Consider the following 19,669-nt stretch of genomic DNA (forward strand, 5'->3'; position numbering starts at 1 on the left):
AGGTGTGCGGTGGACGATGACGCGATCCAGGTGCTGGTGACGGCGGTGGCCGGGTTGGTCGTGCGGGGCGTGGCGAGCGGGCTGTGGCACCAGATCCGCGCTGGCCTGGCCCGGATCTTCGGCCAGGGCGACGAGGACCGGCAGCGGCAGGCGGAACACCAGCTCGACCAGGCCGAGGCGCTGTTGGCGGCGGCCGAGCCGGAGCGGGACGAGGTGGCCAGGGAGGTCAACGCGGAGTGGCGGGGCGCGCTGCGCACCCTGCTCGCCCAGCACCCGGGCGCGGCCGACGAGCTGGCGGCCCTGCTGGCCGCGACCGAGCCGCCACTGCGGGCCGAGCGGCAGCCGGACCGGCCCGACGCGGTCAGCCAGCGCGCGCTGGCGACCGGCCGGGCCCAGATCCGCCAGGCCGGCCGGGACGTCACCGGCTGACCGACCCGCACTGTCCACTGCGGACAACGCAGCGCGCCCGGGTGTTGACGGCTGGTTACCGTCAGGTGTCCGGGATTGTCCGTGCGGCACGGGATGGGCGTCACAACCGGCAACGAGCGGGTGGGCAGCTGTTCTTCCCCCGTTCACCTCGGTTTCCGCTGCGGCTTCACTCCCGCTCTTACGGTCAGCCCGTTCCCGAGACCACCACACACCACTGCCTGGTGCCGGCGTGATCGGCTGGCTCGATCGTTGCCCCGGACCGGACAGATCGGAGGAAGCCCCCGTGTCCCCGAACCCGAAGCCCGGGCGAATCCTGCCGCTGTTACCGAACCACCCGCTCGGCCGGTCGGCGCTCACCTGCCGCTACCGCTGCGCCAACGCCTGCGCCCACGAGGCGCCCAACACCTCGGACAACCCGTACTTCGGTGACGTGGTCCGGGAGGTGGTCAACCGCCGCGGCCTGCTCAAGGCCGGGGCCGTGCTCGCCGTGGCCGGCGCGGGAACCGCGGCCATGGCCGGAACCGCAGCCGCGGCCGAGACCGACGCCACCGGCGAAGCCGGCGACGTGCAGGCCAACGGCCACGGCCACGGCCGCCCGGACCGGGGCGACGGCCTGAACTTCGACGCGGTGGCGCCCAACACCGAGGACCGGATCACCACGCCGGCCGGTTACGAGCAGGCCGTGGTGATCCGCTGGGGCGACCCGGTGCTGCCCGGCGCGCCCGCGTTCGACTTCGACAAGCAGACGGCCAGGGCGCAGGCCACCCAGTTCGGGTTCAACAACGACTTCTGCGGTCTGGTCCCGCTGCCCGGCAACGACCGCTGGCTGATGGGCTCCAACCACGAGTACACCACCGAGTCGTCCATGTTCCGCGGCTACGACTCGAACAACCCGACCGAGGAGCAGGTCCGGATCAGCTGGGCCGCGCACGGCTTCTCCGTCGTGGTGGTGGAGCGCGACCGGCGCAGCGGCAAGCTGGTCCCGGTGATCGACCGGCACTACAACCGCCGGATCACGGTCAACACCGAGTTCGCCTTCGACGGCCCGGCCGCCGGCAGCGACCACCTGAAGACCTCGGCCGACCGCACCGGCCGCAAGGTGTTCGGCACGTTCGGCAACTGCTCGGGCGGGGTCACGCCGTGGGGCACGATCCTGTCCGGCGAGGAGAACTTCAACGGCTACTTCGCCAACGGCGAGGCCATCACCGACGCGAAGGTCAAGGAGCGGGTCAGCCGCTACGGCCTGCCCAAGGGCGCCAGCGAGCGCAAGTGGGAGCGCTTTGACAAGCGGTTCGACCTGGGCAAGGAGCCCAACGAGTTCAACCGGTTCGGCTGGGTCGTGGAGATCGACCCGCAGGACCCGAAGTCCACGCCGGTCAAGCACACCGCGCTGGGCCGGTTCAAGCACGAGGCGTGCACCATCCGGGTCGCCAAGGACGGCCGCGTGGTCGCCTACATGGGCGATGACGAGCGGTTCGACTACATCTACAAGTTCGTGTCCTCGGGCAGGATCGCGCGCGGCAACAGCCGGCGGGCCAGGGAGCACAACAAGAGCCTGCTCTCCGACGGCACCCTGTACGTGGCGCGGTTCACCGGCAACAGCCCGCAGAGCGAGATCGACGGCACCGGAAAGCTGCCCAGCGACAGGGCGTTCGACGGCACCGGCGAGTGGATCCGGCTGGCCAGCGGTAAGAAGTCCTATGTGGACGGGTTCACCGCCGAGGAGGTCTACCTGTTCACCAGGCTGGCCGCGGACAAGGCCGGCGCCACCAAGATGGACCGCCCCGAGGACATCGAGCCCAACCCGCGCACCGGCCGGGTGTACGCGGCGCTGACCAACAACAGCGACCGGGGCAAGGCCGGCAAGGAGGGCGCGACCGAGATCAACCCGCGCAACGGCAACAAGAACGGCCACGTGCTGGAGTGGGAGGAGGCCGGCGGCGACGCCGCGGCCACCACGTTCAAGTGGACCCTGCTGCTGGTCTGCGGCGACCCGAACAGCGCCGACACCTACTTCGGCGGCTACGACAAGTCGCAGGTCAGCCCGATCTCCTGCCCGGACAACGTGGCCTTCGACGCAGCCGGCAACCTGTGGATCTCCACCGACGGCAACGCGCTCGGCTCCAACGACGGCCTGTTCGCCGTGCCGGTGGAGGGCCGCTACCGCGGTCGGGTCAAGCAGTTCCTCACCGTGCCCAGGGGCGCGGAGACCTGCGGCCCGGTGATCGAGGACCGGTTCGTGCTGGTGTCCGTGCAGCACCCGGGCGAGATCGACGGCGCGAGCGCGGACAACCCCAAGTCCCACTGGCCCGACGGCGGCACCAGCCAGCCCCGCCCGGCCGTGGTCGCCGTGTGGCGCTCCGACCGGGGCCGCATCTCCGGCTGACCACCTGACCACCCGACGGACCGTCCACACCAGACCCAGCGGGTTCGGCGCGATGCCAACTCGGGGTGCAGACCGCCCGAACCCGCTGGTTCCCCACCGTGGCCCCGACCAGACTCGCGCTGGCCGGGGCCACGTGCCGTCCTGGAGAACCCTGCGATACCCCTTGAGGAGGTTGAGCAGGCCGCGAAGCAGTGCCGGCCGCTCCCGGAGCTGGAGGATGTGTACAACAACGCGGTTCCGAACGACAGCGTCATCAAGGCGGCGCTCCGCAGGCAGCTCAGTGCTGCACCTCAGGATTTCGCTCCAGTCAATCCAGCCAACCGAGCCTAGGTCTCGATGCCCCGCCCGGAAGAGTCCTGGGCAGGGCATCTGTTTGCTGGTGATCAGCCATTGAGGTGGCCGGCCTTGACCGCGGCTAGGAAGCCTGCCCAGCACTCGGCCGCCAGCACCAGCGGCCCGTGGTTCGGCTTCTTGCTGTCACGCACTGCGGCGTGATCGCCCAGGACGACGATCTCGACGCGGTTTTGCGCGCCCGAGCTGTGTGATGACTTCCGCCATCGTGCCGCCGTGGGGCCACCGGTGATCACTGGGTTGCGCTCCTAGGTTGGCTGTTCGTCGTGCTACCAAATCCACTGTGGTCTCTGGCGTCGCCGCAACCGAGAAGACGGAGTCGAGCGCCGGTGAGCAGACCCTCGTGTGCTCTCGGCTGAGGTAGTCGGATCCCGTCAGGGCCTCGTGGACGATGCTGAGCCGGTGCTCTGAGGTGATGGCGAGTTGTGGGCTGGTTGTTCCGGTCCTTGCCTCATTCCCACCCGCCACCACCGGGGGCATGCCCTTGACCAGCCTAGGCGGGTTGGGGCTCCCGGGGCAGGGTGGCGAGGTTCTTCACTGCCTCGTCGGAGCGGGAAGTAGGCGGATGGCCTTCATTGCGAGGGTGCGTGCCTCGGTTCGGAACCCCAAGCGTCGGGCGACGCGCCGGGAGGTTCCGAAGTGAGGCGTGGCGTGTTGTCCCAGCTTCTGGGAACATGCCATTCGGCGCCAGGGTGATCAGGCAGTTTCGCCTGATCGTCCAGGGCGGCCACCACCTCATCGGCCCGGAAGGGATCACAACCTCTCCTTTCAATCTCGTCCTATGTCAAGTGCTACGGGCGGCCACCACCTCATCGGCCCGGAAGGGATCACAACAGGACCCACCAACAGACCGACCAGTCCGCTGACCGGTCGGCCATCGCCTCATTGACCCGCAAGGGACTGGGCAGGAACAGCACTGCCCTCGGCTTGGTGCACCAGCAGGTGGGCAGGCCCCGAGAACGACGATGCCCCGCCCAGGTGAGTTCTGGGCGGGGCATCTGCTTGCTGGCGGGGTCAGCCGCCCAGGTGGCCGGCCTTCACTGTGGCCAGGCGCGCGGGGGCGTTGGGTGTTCGCCGCGAGGAAGTCAGCGCTGGTCGAGGTGCCAAACGCGGATGTGGCTATCTCGGCCAGCGGTGAGTGCGACGGCGCGGCCGTCCAGTTCGGTGATCCGGACGGCGAACACCTCCCCGTCGTGCCCGGCGAACGGCTCGCCGAGCAGCCGCCGCCCCGCCAGGTCCCAGCAGCACACCGTGCCGTCCCCGGAACCGGTCACCGCGATCGGCCTGCCGGCCACGACACCGACAGTCATGCACTCGATGCCTTCGTCCTCGTCATCGTCCTCGTAGTCGTCTTCAGCTTCGGGGTCTTCGGACATCTCGATGGGCTCGTCCCACGTGCCGGTGTCCGGGTCACCCAACGTCACGCACCGTTGTTCGGCCGCCACCACCCGAACCTGCCCGTCGACGGTCACCAGGCCGACTCCCCTGATCGTGTCGAGGGGCTCGAACTGGACGACGGGTGCCTTCTCGTCGAGATCCCACATCATCACCTGGCCGTCGACACCGCCGGAAACCACCACCGAACGTCCCCGGAACGTTCCTGACGCGAGCCCGCTGATGCTGTCGACGTGCCCGAACCGTTCGAGGGGAGCGGCGACGTGCTCGATCTGGAGGTAATCCTCGGGGTCGTAGCCCTCGTTCCTGGCCTCCTCGTCCTCGATGAGCGCGTCGCGCTGCGCCGCGTCCCACAGGCGCACGGTGGCAGGCATGCTGCTGTCGCCGCAGACGAACCAGGGCCGCCCAGCGAGTTCCACAGTGGACACCTTTGCCAGCCCGCCGTGATCGGCGCGGATGTAGGTCCGCACCGCGCCGGTTTCCAGGTCCCACTGGGCGAAGGGCTGTTCGTACCCGCCGCCGCCGACCACGACTCGCCCGTCGATGACCGCGGCACCGATCTCCAGCAGGCACCCCCCGGTCATCGTCTTCTCGACCGGCCCGTACGGGTTCTCCAACTGGTGCGCGGTCCAGCGGTCCTCGGCCGGATCCCAGGTGAAGACCTGTTGACCGCTGAAGTCGGTGCAGACCACCAGGGGACGTCCGGCCACGATCACGATGTCGAGATCCTGGATCGGTGAGTCGGAGATGATCCGACTGGATCGGAGCAGGGCAGCGGCTTCCACGGCTGGAAACTACCGGTTGCGCTCGGGCGGGAGGGCAGAAGCCCTTTCGCGACCCGCGTTCGACGCGAGCCAGCTGCTGCCCCAGGCACTGGTTGGTGCCGTGGCCAAGGGTCAGTGCGGCGCGGGAAGATGCCGTGGTGGAAAAGGCGCCCGGTGAGCACGATGACCGTATCCGGCTGGAGTTTCTCGCCCACTCCGTGATGTCCGAACTGGCTGTCGCCGGATTGCCGGTGGTCCCCAGTGATTCCCACCCGAAGGGCACCGCTGGCGCGATGGTGTCGGTTGACATGCCGGGCATGTCCGGTGTGGTCGTTCACTGGCACGTGCACGCGATTCTGATGGATGCCGCGCAGGAGGCGTGGGCCGACGACCCGTTGAACGAGGGGCCGGAAAATCGGGGGTTCCGTCAGTTGTTCACGACCATCGGTGGGGCGATGCAGGAGGCGATGTACACGATCCTGTGCGCCGCCGGGTTCGAGGTGAGCAAGCAGACCGACAGCGACGAACTCCTGGTGACCGGTCGCGCGGCCGGGTCCCTCTGGGAGGAACGGCGCAATCGGCAGTTCGAGCGTCGTTACGAGAAGAAGGCTGCGGCCTGGAACCGACGGCACGAGGAATGCGCCGCGGCTGATGCGCGGGGGCAGGACGTTCCCGAGAACGCCGACGACAGCGGTGACGCCGGACCGGTGACATGACGGCGTGGGCGGCGGCGTGAACGCGAAGAGGGCCACGCGCGGCAGCGTGGCCCTCTTGCTTTCGGGGGTGCTCGGTCGAGCTGGTGTGCGGTGACGGGGAATCTGTTCGCGAGAGGCGCGAATCCCATGTGGTCAGTTCGTCGACTGAGCCGGCTGGGTCGGCTGGGCCGACTGGGTCGGGTCGGCTGCCTGGCCGGGGCCGAACACCTGGTTGAGCAGCCGCTGGGTGGCCTGCTGGAACGCCACGGCCAGGGACTGCGCGGCGTCGTCCACGTAGTTCAGCGCGCCGGTCATGGTCTTGGTGCCGTCGGGTGTGCTGAACATCAGCGCGGCGTGGCCGGAGATGCCGCCGTTGTGGGTGATGACCCGGCCGCCACCGTCGATGTCCTGCACGAACACGCCCAGGCCGTAGCCCATGTTCGGGATGCCCGTCGGGCGCGGGGTGCACATCTCGGCCAGCAGCTCCGCCGGCAGGAGCTTTCCGCCCAGCAGCGCGGAGATGAACGTCTGCAGGTCGCGCGTGGTGGAGATCATGTCGCCGCCGCTGGAGATCCAGGAGGGGTTCTGGCGGGTGACGTCAACGGTGTGCTGCTCGCCGGCGTCCTCGTAGCGGTAGTAGGCGTGGGCGTGCGGCTCGGCGATGTCGGACTCGGTGGTGGGGGCCACGGTGTCGGTCAGGCCGAGCGGCCCGAGGATCAGCCGCTGCATCTCCTCGGCGTAGGGGCGGCCGGTGACCCGCTCGACCAGCAGCCTGGCCAGCACGTAGTTGGTGTTGGAGTAGCTCCAGTCCGCGCCCGGCTCGAACCGCGCCGGCTTGGCCAGGGCCAGTTCCACCAGTTCCTCGGGACGGTAGGTGCGGAAGCGGTTGTCCACCCACTCCTTGCCGGACCACACGATGCCCGGCACGACCGTGCCGTCGGGGTAGTACTCACCGGTGAAGTTGAAGATCCCGCTGGTGTGCTGGAGCAGCATCCGCACGGTGATCCGCGGGTCCAGGTCGAACTCGGACAGGTAGTTGGCGGCCGGGGTGTCCAGCTCGATCCGGCCCTCGGCCACCAGGCCCAGCACCAGGGCCGCGATGAAGGTCTTGGTGTTGCTGCCGATCCGGTGCCGGCCGTTGGTCGGCGGCTTGGCGGTCCCGCCCAGCTCGGCCCTGCCGGCGCTGCCGACCCACTCGCCCCGCTCGTCGTGCACGCGCAGCTGCATCCCGAGCAAACCGGAGTCGACGATCTCCTGGATGGCCTGCTGCAACTCGGGGCGGTCCGGCCCGGCTGCGGCAATTGGCGTGGTCTGGTCGGTGACGGTGCTGGACATTGTCGTGGCTCCTTCGGGTCTGCGAATGCGGGTTCGCGAATGCGGGTCTGCGATGCGGGTTTGCGGTTGTTGGTCGGCGGCTGTCGGCGGCGGGTGGGGTCAGCTGGGGTCAGATGCTGCGGGCGGTGATGTCGCCGTAGGAGGTGGTCGCGTGGATCTTGAGCTGCGCGTTGGCGCCTTCGGCGTTCTTGAGCGCGTTGCGGACCCGGCCGTAGTTGGTGCCGGCGTCCAGTGCGGCCGAGACGCCGGCGGCGGCGCCGACCACCACGTTGCCGGCCTCGGTGCGCAGCACGACCGAGCCCTGCACGGCCTCGGTGATGTGGATGTCGCCCTTGCTGACGCTGATCTGCGCGGGGCCGGTGAGGCGGCCGACCGAGATGTCGCCGGCGGCGGTGGTGAGGTTGGCGGTGGCGGCCTCGTCGATCTTGACCGGGCCCTGTGCGCCCTCGAAGGTGACGTCGCCGAGCCGTCCGACCACCCGGAACTCGCCGCTGGCCGCCTTCGCGTTGACCTGGGAGCCGGCGGGCAGTTGGACGGTCACCTCGATGGACCCGGAGGGGCCGAGGATCTGGTTCTTGGTCGGGGTCTGGATGCGCAGCACGCCGTCGCCGTAGTCCACAGTGGTCTGTTCCGCCGCCTTCACGTCGCGGCTCCTGGCGGTGTCCGAGGGCCGGATCTCCACCACCGTGTCGGTTCGGTCGGCGGCGATGAGCTGGACGCGCCCGGCGGGGATGTCGAGGACGGTGGCGATCGGGGCGGGGGTGTCGAACTTCTGCATCGTGGTCTCCGGTGGCTCGTTGTTTCTGACACCGGAAACGCTACGTTGCGTTTCTAGATTCCGCAACATCACCGTTGCGGTAAAACACGATATCCGCAGGTAGTGTGGTTGAAAATGTTGCAATGGGTCTAAATCTAACGCAATGCCGGGCGATCAAGCGCGTTGCAATGGGGTGAGTGTGAACGCTATCCGGGGCCCGTGGGGACGCGCGGGGAGTCGCTGGACACGGGTAGGTGGCCCAACGCCTTCGACGCGGGCCACCTACCGTCCTCGGGTGATGGTGCTGGTGCTACCGGGCGGTGTCCGTCCAGGTCACCGGGAGGGCGTGCACGCCGTAGATGTTCATGTCGGTCCGCAGCCGCACCTCACCGGCGGGCACGGCGAGCTTGAGGGACGGGAAGCGGCGCAGCAGCCCGGTGAAACCGGCGCGCATCTCGATGCGGGCCAACTGCTGGCCGAGGCACTGGTGCACGCCGTGGCCGAAGGACAGGTGGCCGCGGGCGTTGCGGTGGATGTCCAGGGTGTCGGGGTTGTCGTAGCGCTTCGGGTCGTGGTTGGCGGCCAGCAGCGAGACGAAGACGGTCGATCCCTCGGGGATGGTCTCGCCGCCGAGTTCGATGTCCTCGGTCGCGTAGCGGTAGAAGAGGTCGCCGACGGACAGGTAGCGCAGGAGTTCCTCGACGGCGTCGGGCATCAGGTCCGGGTTGTCGCGCAGTTCGGCCAGCTGGTGGGGGTGTTCCAGGAGCGCGAAGGTGCCCAGCGCCAGCATGTTCGCGGTGGTCTCGTGGCCCGCGAGCAGCAGCAGGAAGGCGGCGCCGGTCAGCTCCTCGATGCTGAGGTCGTCGTGACGGGCCAGGTCGGACAGGATGTCGTCGCCGGGCTCGGCGCGCTTGCGGGTGACCAGTTCGGTCAGGTACCCCATCATCGCGCCGTAGGCGGCGATCTTGTCGTCGAGCGAGATGTCCCGCTCCATGAACCTGGTGGAGTTGGCCTGGAAGGTCTCGCGGTCGGTGTAGGGGACACCGAGCAGTTCGCAGATCACCAGCGAGGGCACCGGTAACGCGAACTCCGCGACCAGGTCGACCGGCGGGGTCAGGCTCGCCAGGTGGTCCAGTTGCCGTTCGGTGATCTCGGTGATGTGCTCTTCGAGCTGCTTCATCCGCCTGACCGTGAAGGCGCCGATGAGCTTGCGCCGCAGCCGGGTGTGGTCCGGCGGGTCCATGCTGATGAACAGGCCCGGCTCCGGCGGGGACGGTTCGGTCTGGACGGGCATGCCCGGGGTCTCGAACGGGACGTGGATGATGCCGATGTCCTGGCGGGAGCTGAACCGGGTGTCGGCCATGAGTTGGCGGACCGCCTCGTAGCCGGTGACGAACCAGCCCTCGTGCCCGTCGGGGAAGATCATCGGGCAGACCGGGCGGGTCTCGCGGAGCTGGGTGATCTGGCTGGGCGGGTTGAACGGACCCGCGTCGCGCTCCATGGGCAGGCCGCGCGGGATGGCAACAGGTTCGGTCATCGGATTTCCCTCTGTGGTGGTTGGTGCGGCCTCAGCCGACGGGGGCCTGACCCGCGACCGGCGCGGGCCGCCGGGGCAGTGCCACCGCCAGCTAGACGTCCCAGGTGACGGGGAGCGCGTGCACGCCGTGGAACTTGACGTCGTCGCGCATCGGCACCTCCTCGGCCGGCACGGCCAGCCGCAGCGTGGGGAACCGGGCGAACAGCGCGGGCAGGGCCACCCGCAGCTCGACGCGGGCCAGCTGCTGGCCGAGGCACTGGTGGATGCCGTGGCCGAAGGTCAGGTGCCCGGTGGCGTTGCGGTGGATGTCCAGGGTGTCCGGGTCGGGGAACTTCAGCGGGTCGCGGTTGGCGGCCTCCATCGAGATGACGACCATGTCACCCTTCCTGATCAGCTGCCCGTCCAGTTCCACGTCCTCCAGCGCGGCGCGGCCGCCGGTGTGGGCGATGGACAGGTAGCGCAGCAGCTCCTCGACGGCCGACTCGGCCAGACCCGGGTCGGCGCGCAGCGCGGCGAGCTGGTCGGGGTGGCTGAGCAGGGCGAACGTGCCGAGCCCGATCATGTGGGCGGTGGTGTCCAGTCCCGCGCCGAGCAGGAACGCGCCAATGCCGGACAGTTCCTCGTCGGTGAGGTCGCTGCTGGTCAGGTCGCTGAGCAGGTCGTCGGTCGGGTTGGCGCGCTTGGCCAGCACCAGTTCGCGCACGTACTCCTGCACCGCGGTGTACGCGGCGGCCTGCTCGTCCAGGGTGGTCTCGTCCACGCGGCTCAACGCGGTCAGGTGCCGCTGGAACGCCTTCCGGTCGGCGTAGGGCACGCCGAGCAGTTCGCACATCATCACCGCGGGCACCGGGTGCGCGAACGCCGGCACCAGGTCCACTGGCGGGCCCTGGCGTTGCATGGCGTCCAGGTGCTCGGCGGTGATCTGCTCCACCCGCTCGGTGAGCTGGCGCATCCGCCGCACGGTGAACTTGCCGGCGAGCAGCTTGCGGTAGCGGGTGTGTTCGGGCTGGTCGATGCCGGTGAGGTCACCGGCGGGTGCCGGGGGCAGCTCGACGTCCTCCGTGCCCGGCCACGGCAGGTGCAGCAGCTCGTAGCGGGAGCTGAACCGGCTGTCCGAGAGCACGGCGCGGGCCTGGGCGTGGCCGGTCACCAGCCAGCCCACGTGCCCGTCCGGGAAGGCCAGCCGGCTGACCGGGCGCTGCTCGCGCAGCCGCGCCAGCTCCGCAGGTGGATCGAACGGGCACCCGGGCGGCGGGCCCACGGGCAGGGACGGCTGGACGGTGTCGGTCGGCTGGGCCGACAACGGGTGTTCCACGGTTTCTCCCCAGATAGATGTGGTGGTGGCATTTGGTTGGTCAGTTGGACTCGCGGTTGAACAGGCGCTTGGACCACAGGTAGCCGGCCAGCGCGATGACCGCGCACCAGGCGAGCGCGATGGCCGTGTTGGTGCCGACCTCGGCCGCGCTCGGCCCGCCCAGCAGCAGGCCGCGCAGGGCCTCGATGACCGGGGTGAACGGCTGGTACTCGGCGAACCAGCGGATCGCCCCCGGCATGGAGTCGGTGGGCACGAACCCGCTGCCGAGGAACGGCAGCAGGATCAGCGGCATGGGCAGGTTGCTGGCGGTCTCCACGCTCTTGCTGATCTGGCCGAGCGCGACCGACAGCCAGATCAGCGCGAACGCCAGGGCCAGGAGCACGCCGGCCGCGGCGAGCCACTCGGTGAGGCCGGCGGTGGGGCGGAAGCCGACCAGCAGTGCCACGCCGGTGACGATGACCAGGCCGATCACCGCCTGGATCAGGCTGCCGAGCACGTGCCCGGTGAGCACGGACACCCGGGCGATGGCCATGGTGCGGAACCGGGCGATGATGCCCTCGGTCAGGTCCATGGCCACCGAGATCGCGGTGCCCTGCACCACGGCCGTCACGGTCATCAGCAGGATCGCCGGGGTGAGGTAGTTGGCGTACTCGGCGCGCCCGCCGACGCCGCCGCCGAGCCCGGCGCCGAGCGTGCCGCCGAACACGTAGACGAACAGCAGCAGGAACACCACGGGCATGCCGACGAGCATCAGCGTCATCGACGGGTAGCGCAGCATGCGCCGGAGGTTGCGGCGCAACATCGTGGCGGAGTCGCGCAGGGCGAAGGACGCGGTGCTCATCGGATGGCTGCCTTCTCGTGCTTGGGGGTGCGGGTCGCGGGGGTGTCGGGGGTGCCGGTGAGGGCGAGGAAGACGTCGTCGAGGTCGGGGGTGTGCACGGTCAGCTCGGCCACCTCGACCCGGCCCTGGTCCAGCCGGTCGATCAGCGGCTTGAGCGAGCGGAGGCTGCCGTCGCCGGGCACGCGCAGGGTGAGCGCGTCGCTGTCCCGGGACGCCTGGCGGCCCAGCACGTGCACGGCCGAGTCGAGCGCGCGCTGGTCGGTGAACTTCAGCCGCACGTGCCCGCCGGGCATGCGGCGCTTCAGCTCGTCGGCCGTGCCCTCGGCGACCAGGCGACCGTGGTCGAGCACGGCGATCCGGTCGGCGAGCTGGTCGGCCTCCTCCAGGTACTGCGTGGTCAGGAAGATGGTCACGCCCTCAGCCACGAGTTCGCGGACGATCTGCCACATGTCGCGGCGGCTGCGCGGGTCCAGTCCGGTGGTGGGCTCGTCGAGGAAGATCACCCGGGGGCTGCCGACCAGGGTCATGGCCAGGTCGAGCCGGCGCCGCATGCCACCGGAGTAGGTGCTCGCGGGCTTGCGGCCGGCCTCGACCAGGTCGAACCGTTCGAGCAGGTGGGCGACGCGCTGCCGGGCCTCGGTCCGGCCGAGGTGGTGCAGGTCGGCCATGAGCAGCAGGTTCTCCGCGCCGGTGAGCAGGTTGTCCACGGCGGAGAACTGGCCGGTGACGCCGATCGCGGCGCGCACCCCGTTCGGGTCGGTGGCCAGGTCGTGGCCGGCGATGCGGGCGGTGCCGGCGTCGGCGCGGATCAGCGTGGTCAGGATCTTGACGGTGGTGGTCTTGCCGGCGCCGTTGGGGCCGAGCAGCGCGAAGATCGAGCCCGGTGGGACGTGCAGGTCGACCCGGTCGAGCACCACCTTGTCGCCGAACGACTTGCGCAGTCCGGTGGCGGTGATCGCCGGTTGGGGCGTGGTGGTTGGCACGGCTGTGTCCTCTGTGGTGGTTGGGGTGGTGGTCAGGCGCGGCGGATGACGACGTCACCGCACGAGGTGTTGGCGCGGATCTCCACGGTCTGCTCGGCCGGGCCGGGCTGCTGGCCGGTCTCGGTCAGGCCGTTGCGGACCTTGCCGAAGCTGGTGTGCACGTCGAGCCAGGCCGCGGTGCCCTCGACGACGCCGACCTCGATGTCGCCCATGGCGGTCTTGAGTTCCACCGAGCCCCGGGCCACCGCGCCGACCCGCACGGCACCCATGGCGGTCTTGGCGTCGATGCCGGCGCCGGCCTGGCCGATGGTGATCTCACCGGCGGCCAGGCGCAGCCTGGCGTCACCGGTGACCGCGTCGATCTCGACGTTGCCGCTGGAGTTCTTGACGTTCGCGGTGCCGTCGACCTGGCCGAGGTGCACCTGGCCGGTGCCGGTGCTGATCTCGGCGTTGCCGTCGGCCCGGTCCACGCTGACGTGGCCGATCCCGGTGGTCGCGTGCAGCGGGCCGGTGCGGTCGAACGCGAAGTTGCCCATCGAGGTCTTGAACCGCACCTCGCCGAGCCGGCCGGTGCAGTGCAGGTTGCCGACGGACGCGTCACCGTGCAGCTGCGAACCGGTGGGCAGCTCGATGAACACCTCGACCGACCTGGTCTTCTTGGAGAAGTCGAAGGCGCGCGGCCGGGGCGTCCTGATCAGCAGGGTGCCGTTGGCGTACTCGGCGCGGGACTGTTGGGCGGCCTTCACGTCGGACTCGTCGTCCTCGTCGGTCGGGCGCAGCTCGACCACGGTGTTGGTGCGGTCGCTCGCGGTGATCCGGATGTTGACCACGCCGGCGTCGAGACGGACGTCGATCGGGGCCGGAGTGTCGAAAGTGGACATGGGTGTGCCTCCAGACGGGTCGAGCGCGAATCGCGGGCCGGGCGTGGACGTGCGGCATCGGCGCGCGTACGGGAGTCCTCAGTGGATGGTGAGGTGCGCGGCAGCGGGTGGGCGGCTGCCGGGAGAGGTGGCGGAGCCCGGCGGTGGCCCGTGGGCTCCGTGCGGTGGCGGCGTCAGCGCCGGGCTGGCGGCGCGGGCCGGGACCGGGTCAGCGGACCCAGCCGGTGTAGTGCCGGGCGCCGCGCCTGCCGCTCTGCTGCGGTTGCGGGGCGGGTGGTCGCTGTGCTGGTTGCTGTGGTTGCAGTGCGGCCGAGGTGACCCGGACCAGCCACGCGTTGACCGACCGCCCCTCCCTGGCGGCGGCCTCCTCGATCGCGGCCTTGAGCTGTTCGGGCAGGCGGAAGTTGATCCGCGCGGTGGCGCCCTCGTCGAGCGACGGCCCGCTGTCGACCGGGGTGGGGGCGCTGGGTTCGGGCTCGGCGGGGCGCTCTCCCGGGTCCTCGAACCGCTGCTCGACCGGGGGTGGCGTCACCACGAAGTTCGGGTCGAGCCCGCGGAGCCGCACCTCGACGGAGCCGGGCGCCAGGTCGCGGGTGATCTCGTCCGCGGCGGCCGAGATCGCCTGCAGCAGCGTGAGCCGGATCGCCGACTCCAGCGGCCCGCTCAACCGTTCGACGAGTGCGCGGGCCTCGTCACCGCCAACCTCGGCGGCCACGGCGAGTTCGCGACCGAGGCTCGCCACGTACGAGGTGAGGTCCATGGCACCAATATGGCACACCGATGGCGCCATCGCAACACCTGATGGCGCCATATGGCGCCAGGCGGCACAAAAGTGGCGCCACCCCGGCTGGGGATGGCGCCACTGGTGTCACTCACATGGCCCTGCGTGAACGTGCAACTCGGGGGGTTTGCAAAGTCAACTCGCGGGGTGAGCTGGGGATTCAGTTGCCGTACTGCTTGGTTTCCGGGCGTTCGACCATCAGGGCGTGCGCGGGCTCGTCGGCGACCGGGCGGTGGCGCAGGCCCCGGGGCACCACGAAGATGTCGCCGGCGGAGAGCACGACCGGGTCGCGGCCCTCCAGCTCCAGGCGGAAGGTGCCGTCCCAGCACAGGAACAGCTCGTCCTCGTCGTGGTGGTGCCACGGGAACTCACCGTGGAACTGGGCCAGGCGCACCACGGCGTCGTTGACCAGGGCCAACTCGCGCGGCTGGAACGGGCCGGGCAGCCCGGCGATCGCGGCGGGGATGGACACGGCGCCGGTCGAGGTGGTCGTCGAGGTGGTCGAGGAGTCGGTTGGCGTGCTCATGACAGCCATCCTGCGGGGACCGCCGCCACCACCCCAGAGCCAATCGCGGACAATTGGTCCGGTTATGGAACCAATCCAGTTGACCGAACGGCTCGGCCGCTGGTCCTCCGGGCGGGGACCGCTGTACCTGCTGCTCGCGGACCGGCTGCGCCGGCTGATCGACGAGGGCGAACTACCGCTGGGCACGCTGCTGCCGCCCGATCGGGCACTGGCCGCCGCGCTCGCCGTGGGGCGGGGCACCGTGGTGGCCGCCTACGACCTGCTGCGCCTGGAGGGGAGGATCGTCCGGCGGCAGGGCAGCGGCACCCGGGTGGCCGGGCCGGTGCCGGACGCCGGGCCGGAGACCACGGACGCCCCGGCCTTCCTGCACCTGCTCGAACCGCGCGACGGGGTGATCCTGCTGGCCTGCGCCGCACCGGACGCGCCACCGCCGGAGCTGGTCGAGGCCTACCAGCGGGCCGTGGTGGACCTGGCCGCGCGGCGCGGCGACATCGGCTACCACCCGTCCGGGGACACCGTCCTGCGCCAGGCCCTGGCCGAGCACTACACCGGTCGGGGTGTGCCCACCGCGCCCGAGCAGATCGTGGTGACCAACGGCGGCCAGCAGGCGCTGTCCCTGCTGGCGCGCGCCCTGACCCGGCCGGGCGAGCAGGTGCTGGTGGAGGCGCCCACCTACCCCGGCGCGCTGGAGGCGTTCCGCGAGGTCCTGGCCGTGCCCAGGGCGCTGCCGGTCGGGCTGGCCGGGTTTGAGGCGGCCGTGCGCGACCACCGGCCCGCCTTCGCCTACGTGATCGCCACGTGCCAGAACCCCACCGGCGGGATGCTGTCCGGACTGGCCGGCAGCCGGCTGGCCAGCGCCGCGGCCAGTGCGGGCGTGCCGCTGGTCGAGGACGAGGTCCTGGCCCACCTGGCGTTCCCCGGCGAGGACGTGCCGCCGCCGCTGGCCGCGCACGCGCCCGGGGTGATCTCGGTCGGCTCGCTCAGCAAGCTGGTCTGGGGTGGCCTGCGGGTCGGCTGGGTGCGGGCGCCCGAGCCCCTGGCCGCCCGGCTGTCCCGGCTGCGCGCCGTGCACGACATCGGCGGCAACATCCCGGCGCAGCTGGCCGCCGCCCACCTGCTGCCCGCACTGGCCGCGCTGCGCCAGCGCCGGGCCGCCCAGCTGAAGGCCAACCACGACCACCTGCGCGCCGAACTGGCCGCCCAACTGCCCGACTGGCAGGCGCCACCCGCGCGCGGCGGCCAGGTGCTGTGGGTGCGGCTGCCGCACGGCGACGGCGTGTCGTTCGTGCAGACCGCGCTGCGGCACGGGGTGGCCGTGCTGCCGGGCAGCGGCCTGGACGCCGGCGGCGGCAGCCGGGAGCACGTGCGCGTGCACTTCGTGCCGTCGCCCGAGGAGCTGACCGAGGCGGTCCGCCGGCTGGCCCTGGCCTGGCGCGCCTACGACCAGGCCGCCCGGAGCCTGACCGCGCCACCGCAGCTGGCGGTGTGAGCGGCGACGGTGGTCGTTGGTCTGGCAGTGGGATCAGATCAAGGGGCGGAGCACTTGTGCAACGTGTTCCATCCCGTACCGCTGGTCAAGGGTGTCAAGGATTTCGGCGGTGCTTCGAACGCGACCTGAGCGTCCGGAACGCTCCGCGATCGTGGTCACCGCGACCAGTGCCTGGGCGGGATTCGAAGCCACAACTCCTGCGGCGAACAGCCGAGGAGACAGCACCTCAAGTCCCCGGGGAAGCGCCGAGCGCGGAAAGTCCCTGACGTTGTGGGTGACGATGGCATCGGCCCCACCAACGACGGCCGCGGCGACGACGTGCTCGTCAGCGGAGTCAGGCAGCCCGTAGCCGCCGTCGAGTCTTCCCAGCCCTCGACCTCGGCGTCGCGGAAAGCGCGCCTCATGGTCGCGACAAGGCGGTGTGCGCGGCTGGCCGCTTCGGCCGGTTCGACGTGGCGGGCGATCAGCTTCTGCTCTTCTTCGTAGGCCAGTTCGTCCAGAATCGCGACGCTCCACAACGGTCGGTACATGACCTCAGCGGCGAGCGAGAGCAGGAAATCACGTTGCAGGCTGGGCCAGAGAACACAGGTGTCGAGCAGGGCGACGAACCCGCGAGGGCTTCTTCTGGTTGTTGTCGGATCAGTGGGGGTTCTCGCCTCGGCGGCGCTTCGCGACCTCCCGACGTGCGGTCCGCAGCCGCCGCAGCACCGTGTCGAGGTCCTCGTCCTCGTCGACCGCGGTAGCCGCCAGCGCGGCGTACTGCTCGGCGCGGCGCCGGGCGCGGTAGGCGAGCACGTCTCGCAGCACGATCCGGCGATGGCTGCCCACGCGTTCGAACGGAATCTCGTTGTCGTCGAGCAGTCGGATCAGCGTCGGGCGGCTGACCCCCAGCAGGTCCGCCGCCTGTTGCGTGGTGACCGTTTGCGCGACCGGGGTCACCGAAACCGCCAGACCCTCCTGCAGCGCCTGGGCTACCTGGCGCAGCGCGCGGAACAGCTCCGGCGGAAGTTCGACGCGGTCGTCCGGAGTGGGCCCGCTCAGAAAGCAGGCTGCCGCTGGCCTGCCGCGTTCAGCGCCCTCGTGCGCCTTGAGGAACGCGTGCACCTCTGCCAGTCGCTCCTCATCGGCACCGGGGAGGTACGTCTCCGGCTGGGGAGATCCATCCATGACTCCTCCTCATTCAAACGAAACGTAACCTGTTTCGTCTTGTTCGATTATCCCCCTGATGGGTGGTTCGCGGCCGCACCCGGGCCTGACCGCGCCACGGCAGCTGGCGGTGTGAGCGGTGGGGAGTGTCGGTTGCCCCTGGCACACTCGCCGGCCATGAACGAGCAGCGCGACGCGCACCACAGGATGCGGGAACTGAGCGAGCGGCACCTCGGCCCGGACTACGCCGACCAACTGGTGCGCTCGGCGGTGTGGCTGTCCCACGGAGTCCCGAGTGGACGGTCACGGCTGGGCGGCAACCCGCTGCTGCCACCCGGCTCGGACTGGCCGACCTGGGGCGACGAGCCGTTGAACTTCCTGGCGCTGGTCGACTGCGCCGAGATCACCGCGCTGGACGAGTCGATCGGCTTACCGCGCACCGGTTTCCTGAACTTCTTCTGCGGCGCGGGCAATGACCACCCGTGGGGCTTGGACCCCGACGAGGCCGACGGCTGGCGGGTGATCCACACCAGTGCCGCCGACGCGGTGGACACCCCGGCCCCGGACGGTGCCTGGGTCACCCCGGCACACCCGATGCGGCTCACCCCGTCCGGCCCGGAGATCGGTGACGCGTTCCTGGCCGGCTACGACTCCTACCCCGACGAGGAGGAGAGCGAACTGCCGGCCGAGGCCAGGGAGCGCCTGGACGCGCTGGTCACCGCGTGGGCGGAGGTCGGGCTGACCTCGGTGTGGCGGCCGAGCGGACCGGCCCACCAGATCGGCGGCTGGCCCGAGCCCGTGCAGGAGATGCCCTGGCGGGACGCGCAGTTCGCGGCGAGCGGCGTCAACACGAACAAGCGCGACTACTACCGCGATCCCGGCTTCGACGAGGTGGTGCGCGGCATTCCGGAGTGGCGGCTGCTGCTGCAGGTGGACACCGACAGCACGCTCGACTGGCAGTGGGGTGACTTCGGCCGGCTCTACTTCGTGATCAGGGCGGACGACCTGCGCGCCGGTGACTTCGGTCGGGTCTGGATGACCGGCCAGTGCTACTGACCGCTCCCGCCGAGTTGACCCTCACGCAACGTCAGTGTTTAGCGTCCACGGACATGGCGATCACCGTTGTGGACACGTTGTCGGGGATGAGGCGGGTGCTGCGGGCCCCGGTCGAGGAGCGTGGCGACGCGCTGCGCTCGATGCTCGAACCGATCAGCGGCATGTACCGCTACTTCCCGGGGGAGGTCGATCTGGTGGCCATGCACCAGATGGCGTCCGGTTTCCCCCTCGACCGCGACGAGGAACGCTGCCTGGACGCCCTCGACACGCTGGCGGAGGCCGGCGCGTGGGAGCGGGTGCGGGACGCGCTCAACACCGCGCTCGACGTGCAGTTGGCCGCGACGCCGGGGCTGGTGGCCCCGGACATCACCGTGCTGCTCATGCTCGGCGACCCCGGTGACGCCCTCTTCATGGGCCCCAGCCTCGGCGTCACCGGGAACGGCGGGATCTCCGGCTACATCCTGATCACCCTGTGGCCCTTCCCGGAGAACGTGGCCCGGCTGGAGGCCACCGTCGTGCACGAGCTGAACCACAACCTGCGCTACAGCCCGGGCGGGGTGGTGTGGGATCCGATGACCGTCACGGTCGGCGAGCACGTGGTCTCGGAGGGCCTGGCCGACGCGTTCGCCCGCCAGCTCCACGGGGACGAGCTGGGCTACACCCGCATCGGCGTGCCGCACCTGCACGACGACGCGGTTTTCGCGAAGGTGGTGACCGGGCTCGACGTGACCGGCATGCAGAACTTCACCGCCTGGGTGCACGGTGACACCCACGCCGAGCGCTACGGCGCCACCCCGGTGGGGCTGCCGACCGGTGCCGGATACGCCGTCGGCAACCGGCTGGTGGACGCCTACCTGGCGGCGACCGGGCAGACCGCGGCACAGGCCCTGCACGCCGACAGCGCGGAGATCATCGCCACCGCGCTCCGCCAGCGGAGCTGATCACCGGGATCGCGGCAGCACCGCCCCGTCCGGCTGAGCCGAGGGTGGTGCTGCCGCCCCC

General features: G+C 70.5%; 18 protein-coding genes. 6 read left to right on the forward strand and 12 right to left on the reverse strand.

Features of this window, described 5'->3' with window-relative positions; translation table 11 throughout:
- Positions 1-9: 9 nt before the first annotated feature.
- Together LX83_RS33965 and LX83_RS33970 are read left to right on the forward strand one after the other, a co-directional pair.
- Complete coding sequence (locus LX83_RS33965) at positions 10-429, forward strand: hypothetical protein (protein WP_253779152.1); 420 nt, start codon at positions 10-12, stop codon at positions 427-429.
- Positions 430-712: 283 nt separating this feature from the next.
- A complete protein-coding gene (locus LX83_RS33970) occupies positions 713-2,815 on the forward strand; it encodes a PhoX family protein (RefSeq protein ID WP_253779155.1) in 2,103 nt (700 codons plus the stop codon).
- 383 nt (positions 2,816-3,198) lie between these two features.
- On the opposite strand, the gene LX83_RS33975 is transcribed toward LX83_RS33970, so the two are convergent.
- Complete coding sequence (locus LX83_RS33975) at positions 3,199-3,402, reverse strand: DUF397 domain-containing protein (protein ID WP_253779159.1); 204 nt, start codon at positions 3,400-3,402, stop codon at positions 3,199-3,201.
- Positions 3,403-4,251: 849 nt separating this feature from the next.
- Complete coding sequence (locus LX83_RS38595) at positions 4,252-5,346, reverse strand: WD40 repeat domain-containing protein (RefSeq protein WP_253779162.1); 1,095 nt, start codon at positions 5,344-5,346, stop codon at positions 4,252-4,254.
- Between the two features lie 137 nt (positions 5,347-5,483).
- Between LX83_RS38595 and LX83_RS33985 the strand changes: the two genes are divergently transcribed.
- Positions 5,484-6,041 (forward strand): hypothetical protein, encoded by a 558-nt coding sequence (locus LX83_RS33985; protein WP_253779166.1) that lies wholly within the window; start codon positions 5,484-5,486, stop codon positions 6,039-6,041.
- 132 nt (positions 6,042-6,173) lie between these two features.
- Here LX83_RS33985 and LX83_RS33990 read toward each other — a convergent pair whose 3' ends face one another.
- The 9 genes from LX83_RS33990 to LX83_RS34030 form a co-directional block, all read right to left on the reverse strand.
- Complete coding sequence (locus tag LX83_RS33990) at positions 6,174-7,355, reverse strand: serine hydrolase domain-containing protein (protein ID WP_253779169.1); 1,182 nt, start codon at positions 7,353-7,355, stop codon at positions 6,174-6,176.
- A 109-nt stretch (positions 7,356-7,464) separates the two neighbouring features.
- Complete coding sequence (locus LX83_RS33995) at positions 7,465-8,133, reverse strand: DUF4097 family beta strand repeat-containing protein (protein WP_253779172.1); 669 nt, start codon at positions 8,131-8,133, stop codon at positions 7,465-7,467.
- Positions 8,134-8,422: 289 nt separating this feature from the next.
- Positions 8,423-9,649 (reverse strand): cytochrome P450, encoded by a 1,227-nt coding sequence (locus LX83_RS34000; protein WP_253779187.1) that lies wholly within the window; start codon positions 9,647-9,649, stop codon positions 8,423-8,425.
- Positions 9,650-9,740: 91 nt separating this feature from the next.
- Positions 9,741-10,964: a cytochrome P450 gene (locus LX83_RS34005; protein ID WP_407649728.1), complete on the reverse strand. Its 1,224-nt coding sequence runs from the start codon at positions 10,962-10,964 to the stop codon at positions 9,741-9,743.
- Positions 10,965-11,004: 40 nt separating this feature from the next.
- The gene (locus LX83_RS34010; protein ID WP_253779190.1) at positions 11,005-11,805 is read right to left on the reverse strand and encodes an ABC transporter permease; all 801 of its coding nucleotides are present in this window, start codon (positions 11,803-11,805) and stop codon (positions 11,005-11,007) included.
- Positions 11,802-12,788 (reverse strand): ATP-binding cassette domain-containing protein, encoded by a 987-nt coding sequence (locus LX83_RS34015; RefSeq protein WP_253779193.1) that lies wholly within the window; start codon positions 12,786-12,788, stop codon positions 11,802-11,804. The genes LX83_RS34010 and LX83_RS34015 overlap by 4 nt, the downstream gene beginning before the upstream one ends.
- A 32-nt stretch (positions 12,789-12,820) precedes the next feature.
- A complete protein-coding gene (locus LX83_RS34020) occupies positions 12,821-13,669 on the reverse strand; it encodes a DUF4097 family beta strand repeat-containing protein (RefSeq protein WP_253779195.1) in 849 nt (282 codons plus the stop codon).
- A 208-nt stretch (positions 13,670-13,877) separates the two neighbouring features.
- Positions 13,878-14,429, reverse strand: a complete 552-nt coding sequence (locus tag LX83_RS34025; RefSeq protein WP_253779197.1) for a ribbon-helix-helix protein, CopG family — start codon at positions 14,427-14,429, stop codon at positions 13,878-13,880.
- A gap of 181 nt (positions 14,430-14,610) precedes the next feature.
- Positions 14,611-14,976, reverse strand: a complete 366-nt coding sequence (locus tag LX83_RS34030; protein WP_253779199.1) for a cupin domain-containing protein — start codon at positions 14,974-14,976, stop codon at positions 14,611-14,613.
- 64 nt (positions 14,977-15,040) lie between these two features.
- Between LX83_RS34030 and LX83_RS34035 the strand changes: the two genes are divergently transcribed.
- A complete protein-coding gene (locus tag LX83_RS34035) occupies positions 15,041-16,465 on the forward strand; it encodes an aminotransferase-like domain-containing protein (protein WP_253779202.1) in 1,425 nt (474 codons plus the stop codon).
- 639 nt (positions 16,466-17,104) lie between these two features.
- Here LX83_RS34035 and LX83_RS34040 read toward each other — a convergent pair.
- On the reverse strand, positions 17,105-17,632 hold the full coding sequence (locus LX83_RS34040; protein ID WP_253779205.1) for a helix-turn-helix domain-containing protein: 528 nt from the start codon (positions 17,630-17,632) through the stop codon (positions 17,105-17,107).
- Positions 17,633-17,788: 156 nt separating this feature from the next.
- Here LX83_RS34040 and LX83_RS34045 point away from each other — a divergent pair, with 156 nt between their 5' ends.
- On the forward strand, positions 17,789-18,667 hold the full coding sequence (locus LX83_RS34045) for a YwqG family protein (RefSeq protein WP_253779207.1): 879 nt from the start codon (positions 17,789-17,791) through the stop codon (positions 18,665-18,667).
- 53 nt (positions 18,668-18,720) lie between these two features.
- Positions 18,721-19,608: a DUF2268 domain-containing protein gene (locus LX83_RS34050; RefSeq protein ID WP_253779210.1), complete on the forward strand. Its 888-nt coding sequence runs from the start codon at positions 18,721-18,723 to the stop codon at positions 19,606-19,608.
- Positions 19,609-19,669: the final 61 nt, after the last annotated feature.

This window comes from Goodfellowiella coeruleoviolacea, assembly GCF_024171785.1.
GTDB classification, from domain to species: domain Bacteria; phylum Actinomycetota; class Actinomycetes; order Mycobacteriales; family Pseudonocardiaceae; genus Goodfellowiella; species Goodfellowiella coeruleoviolacea.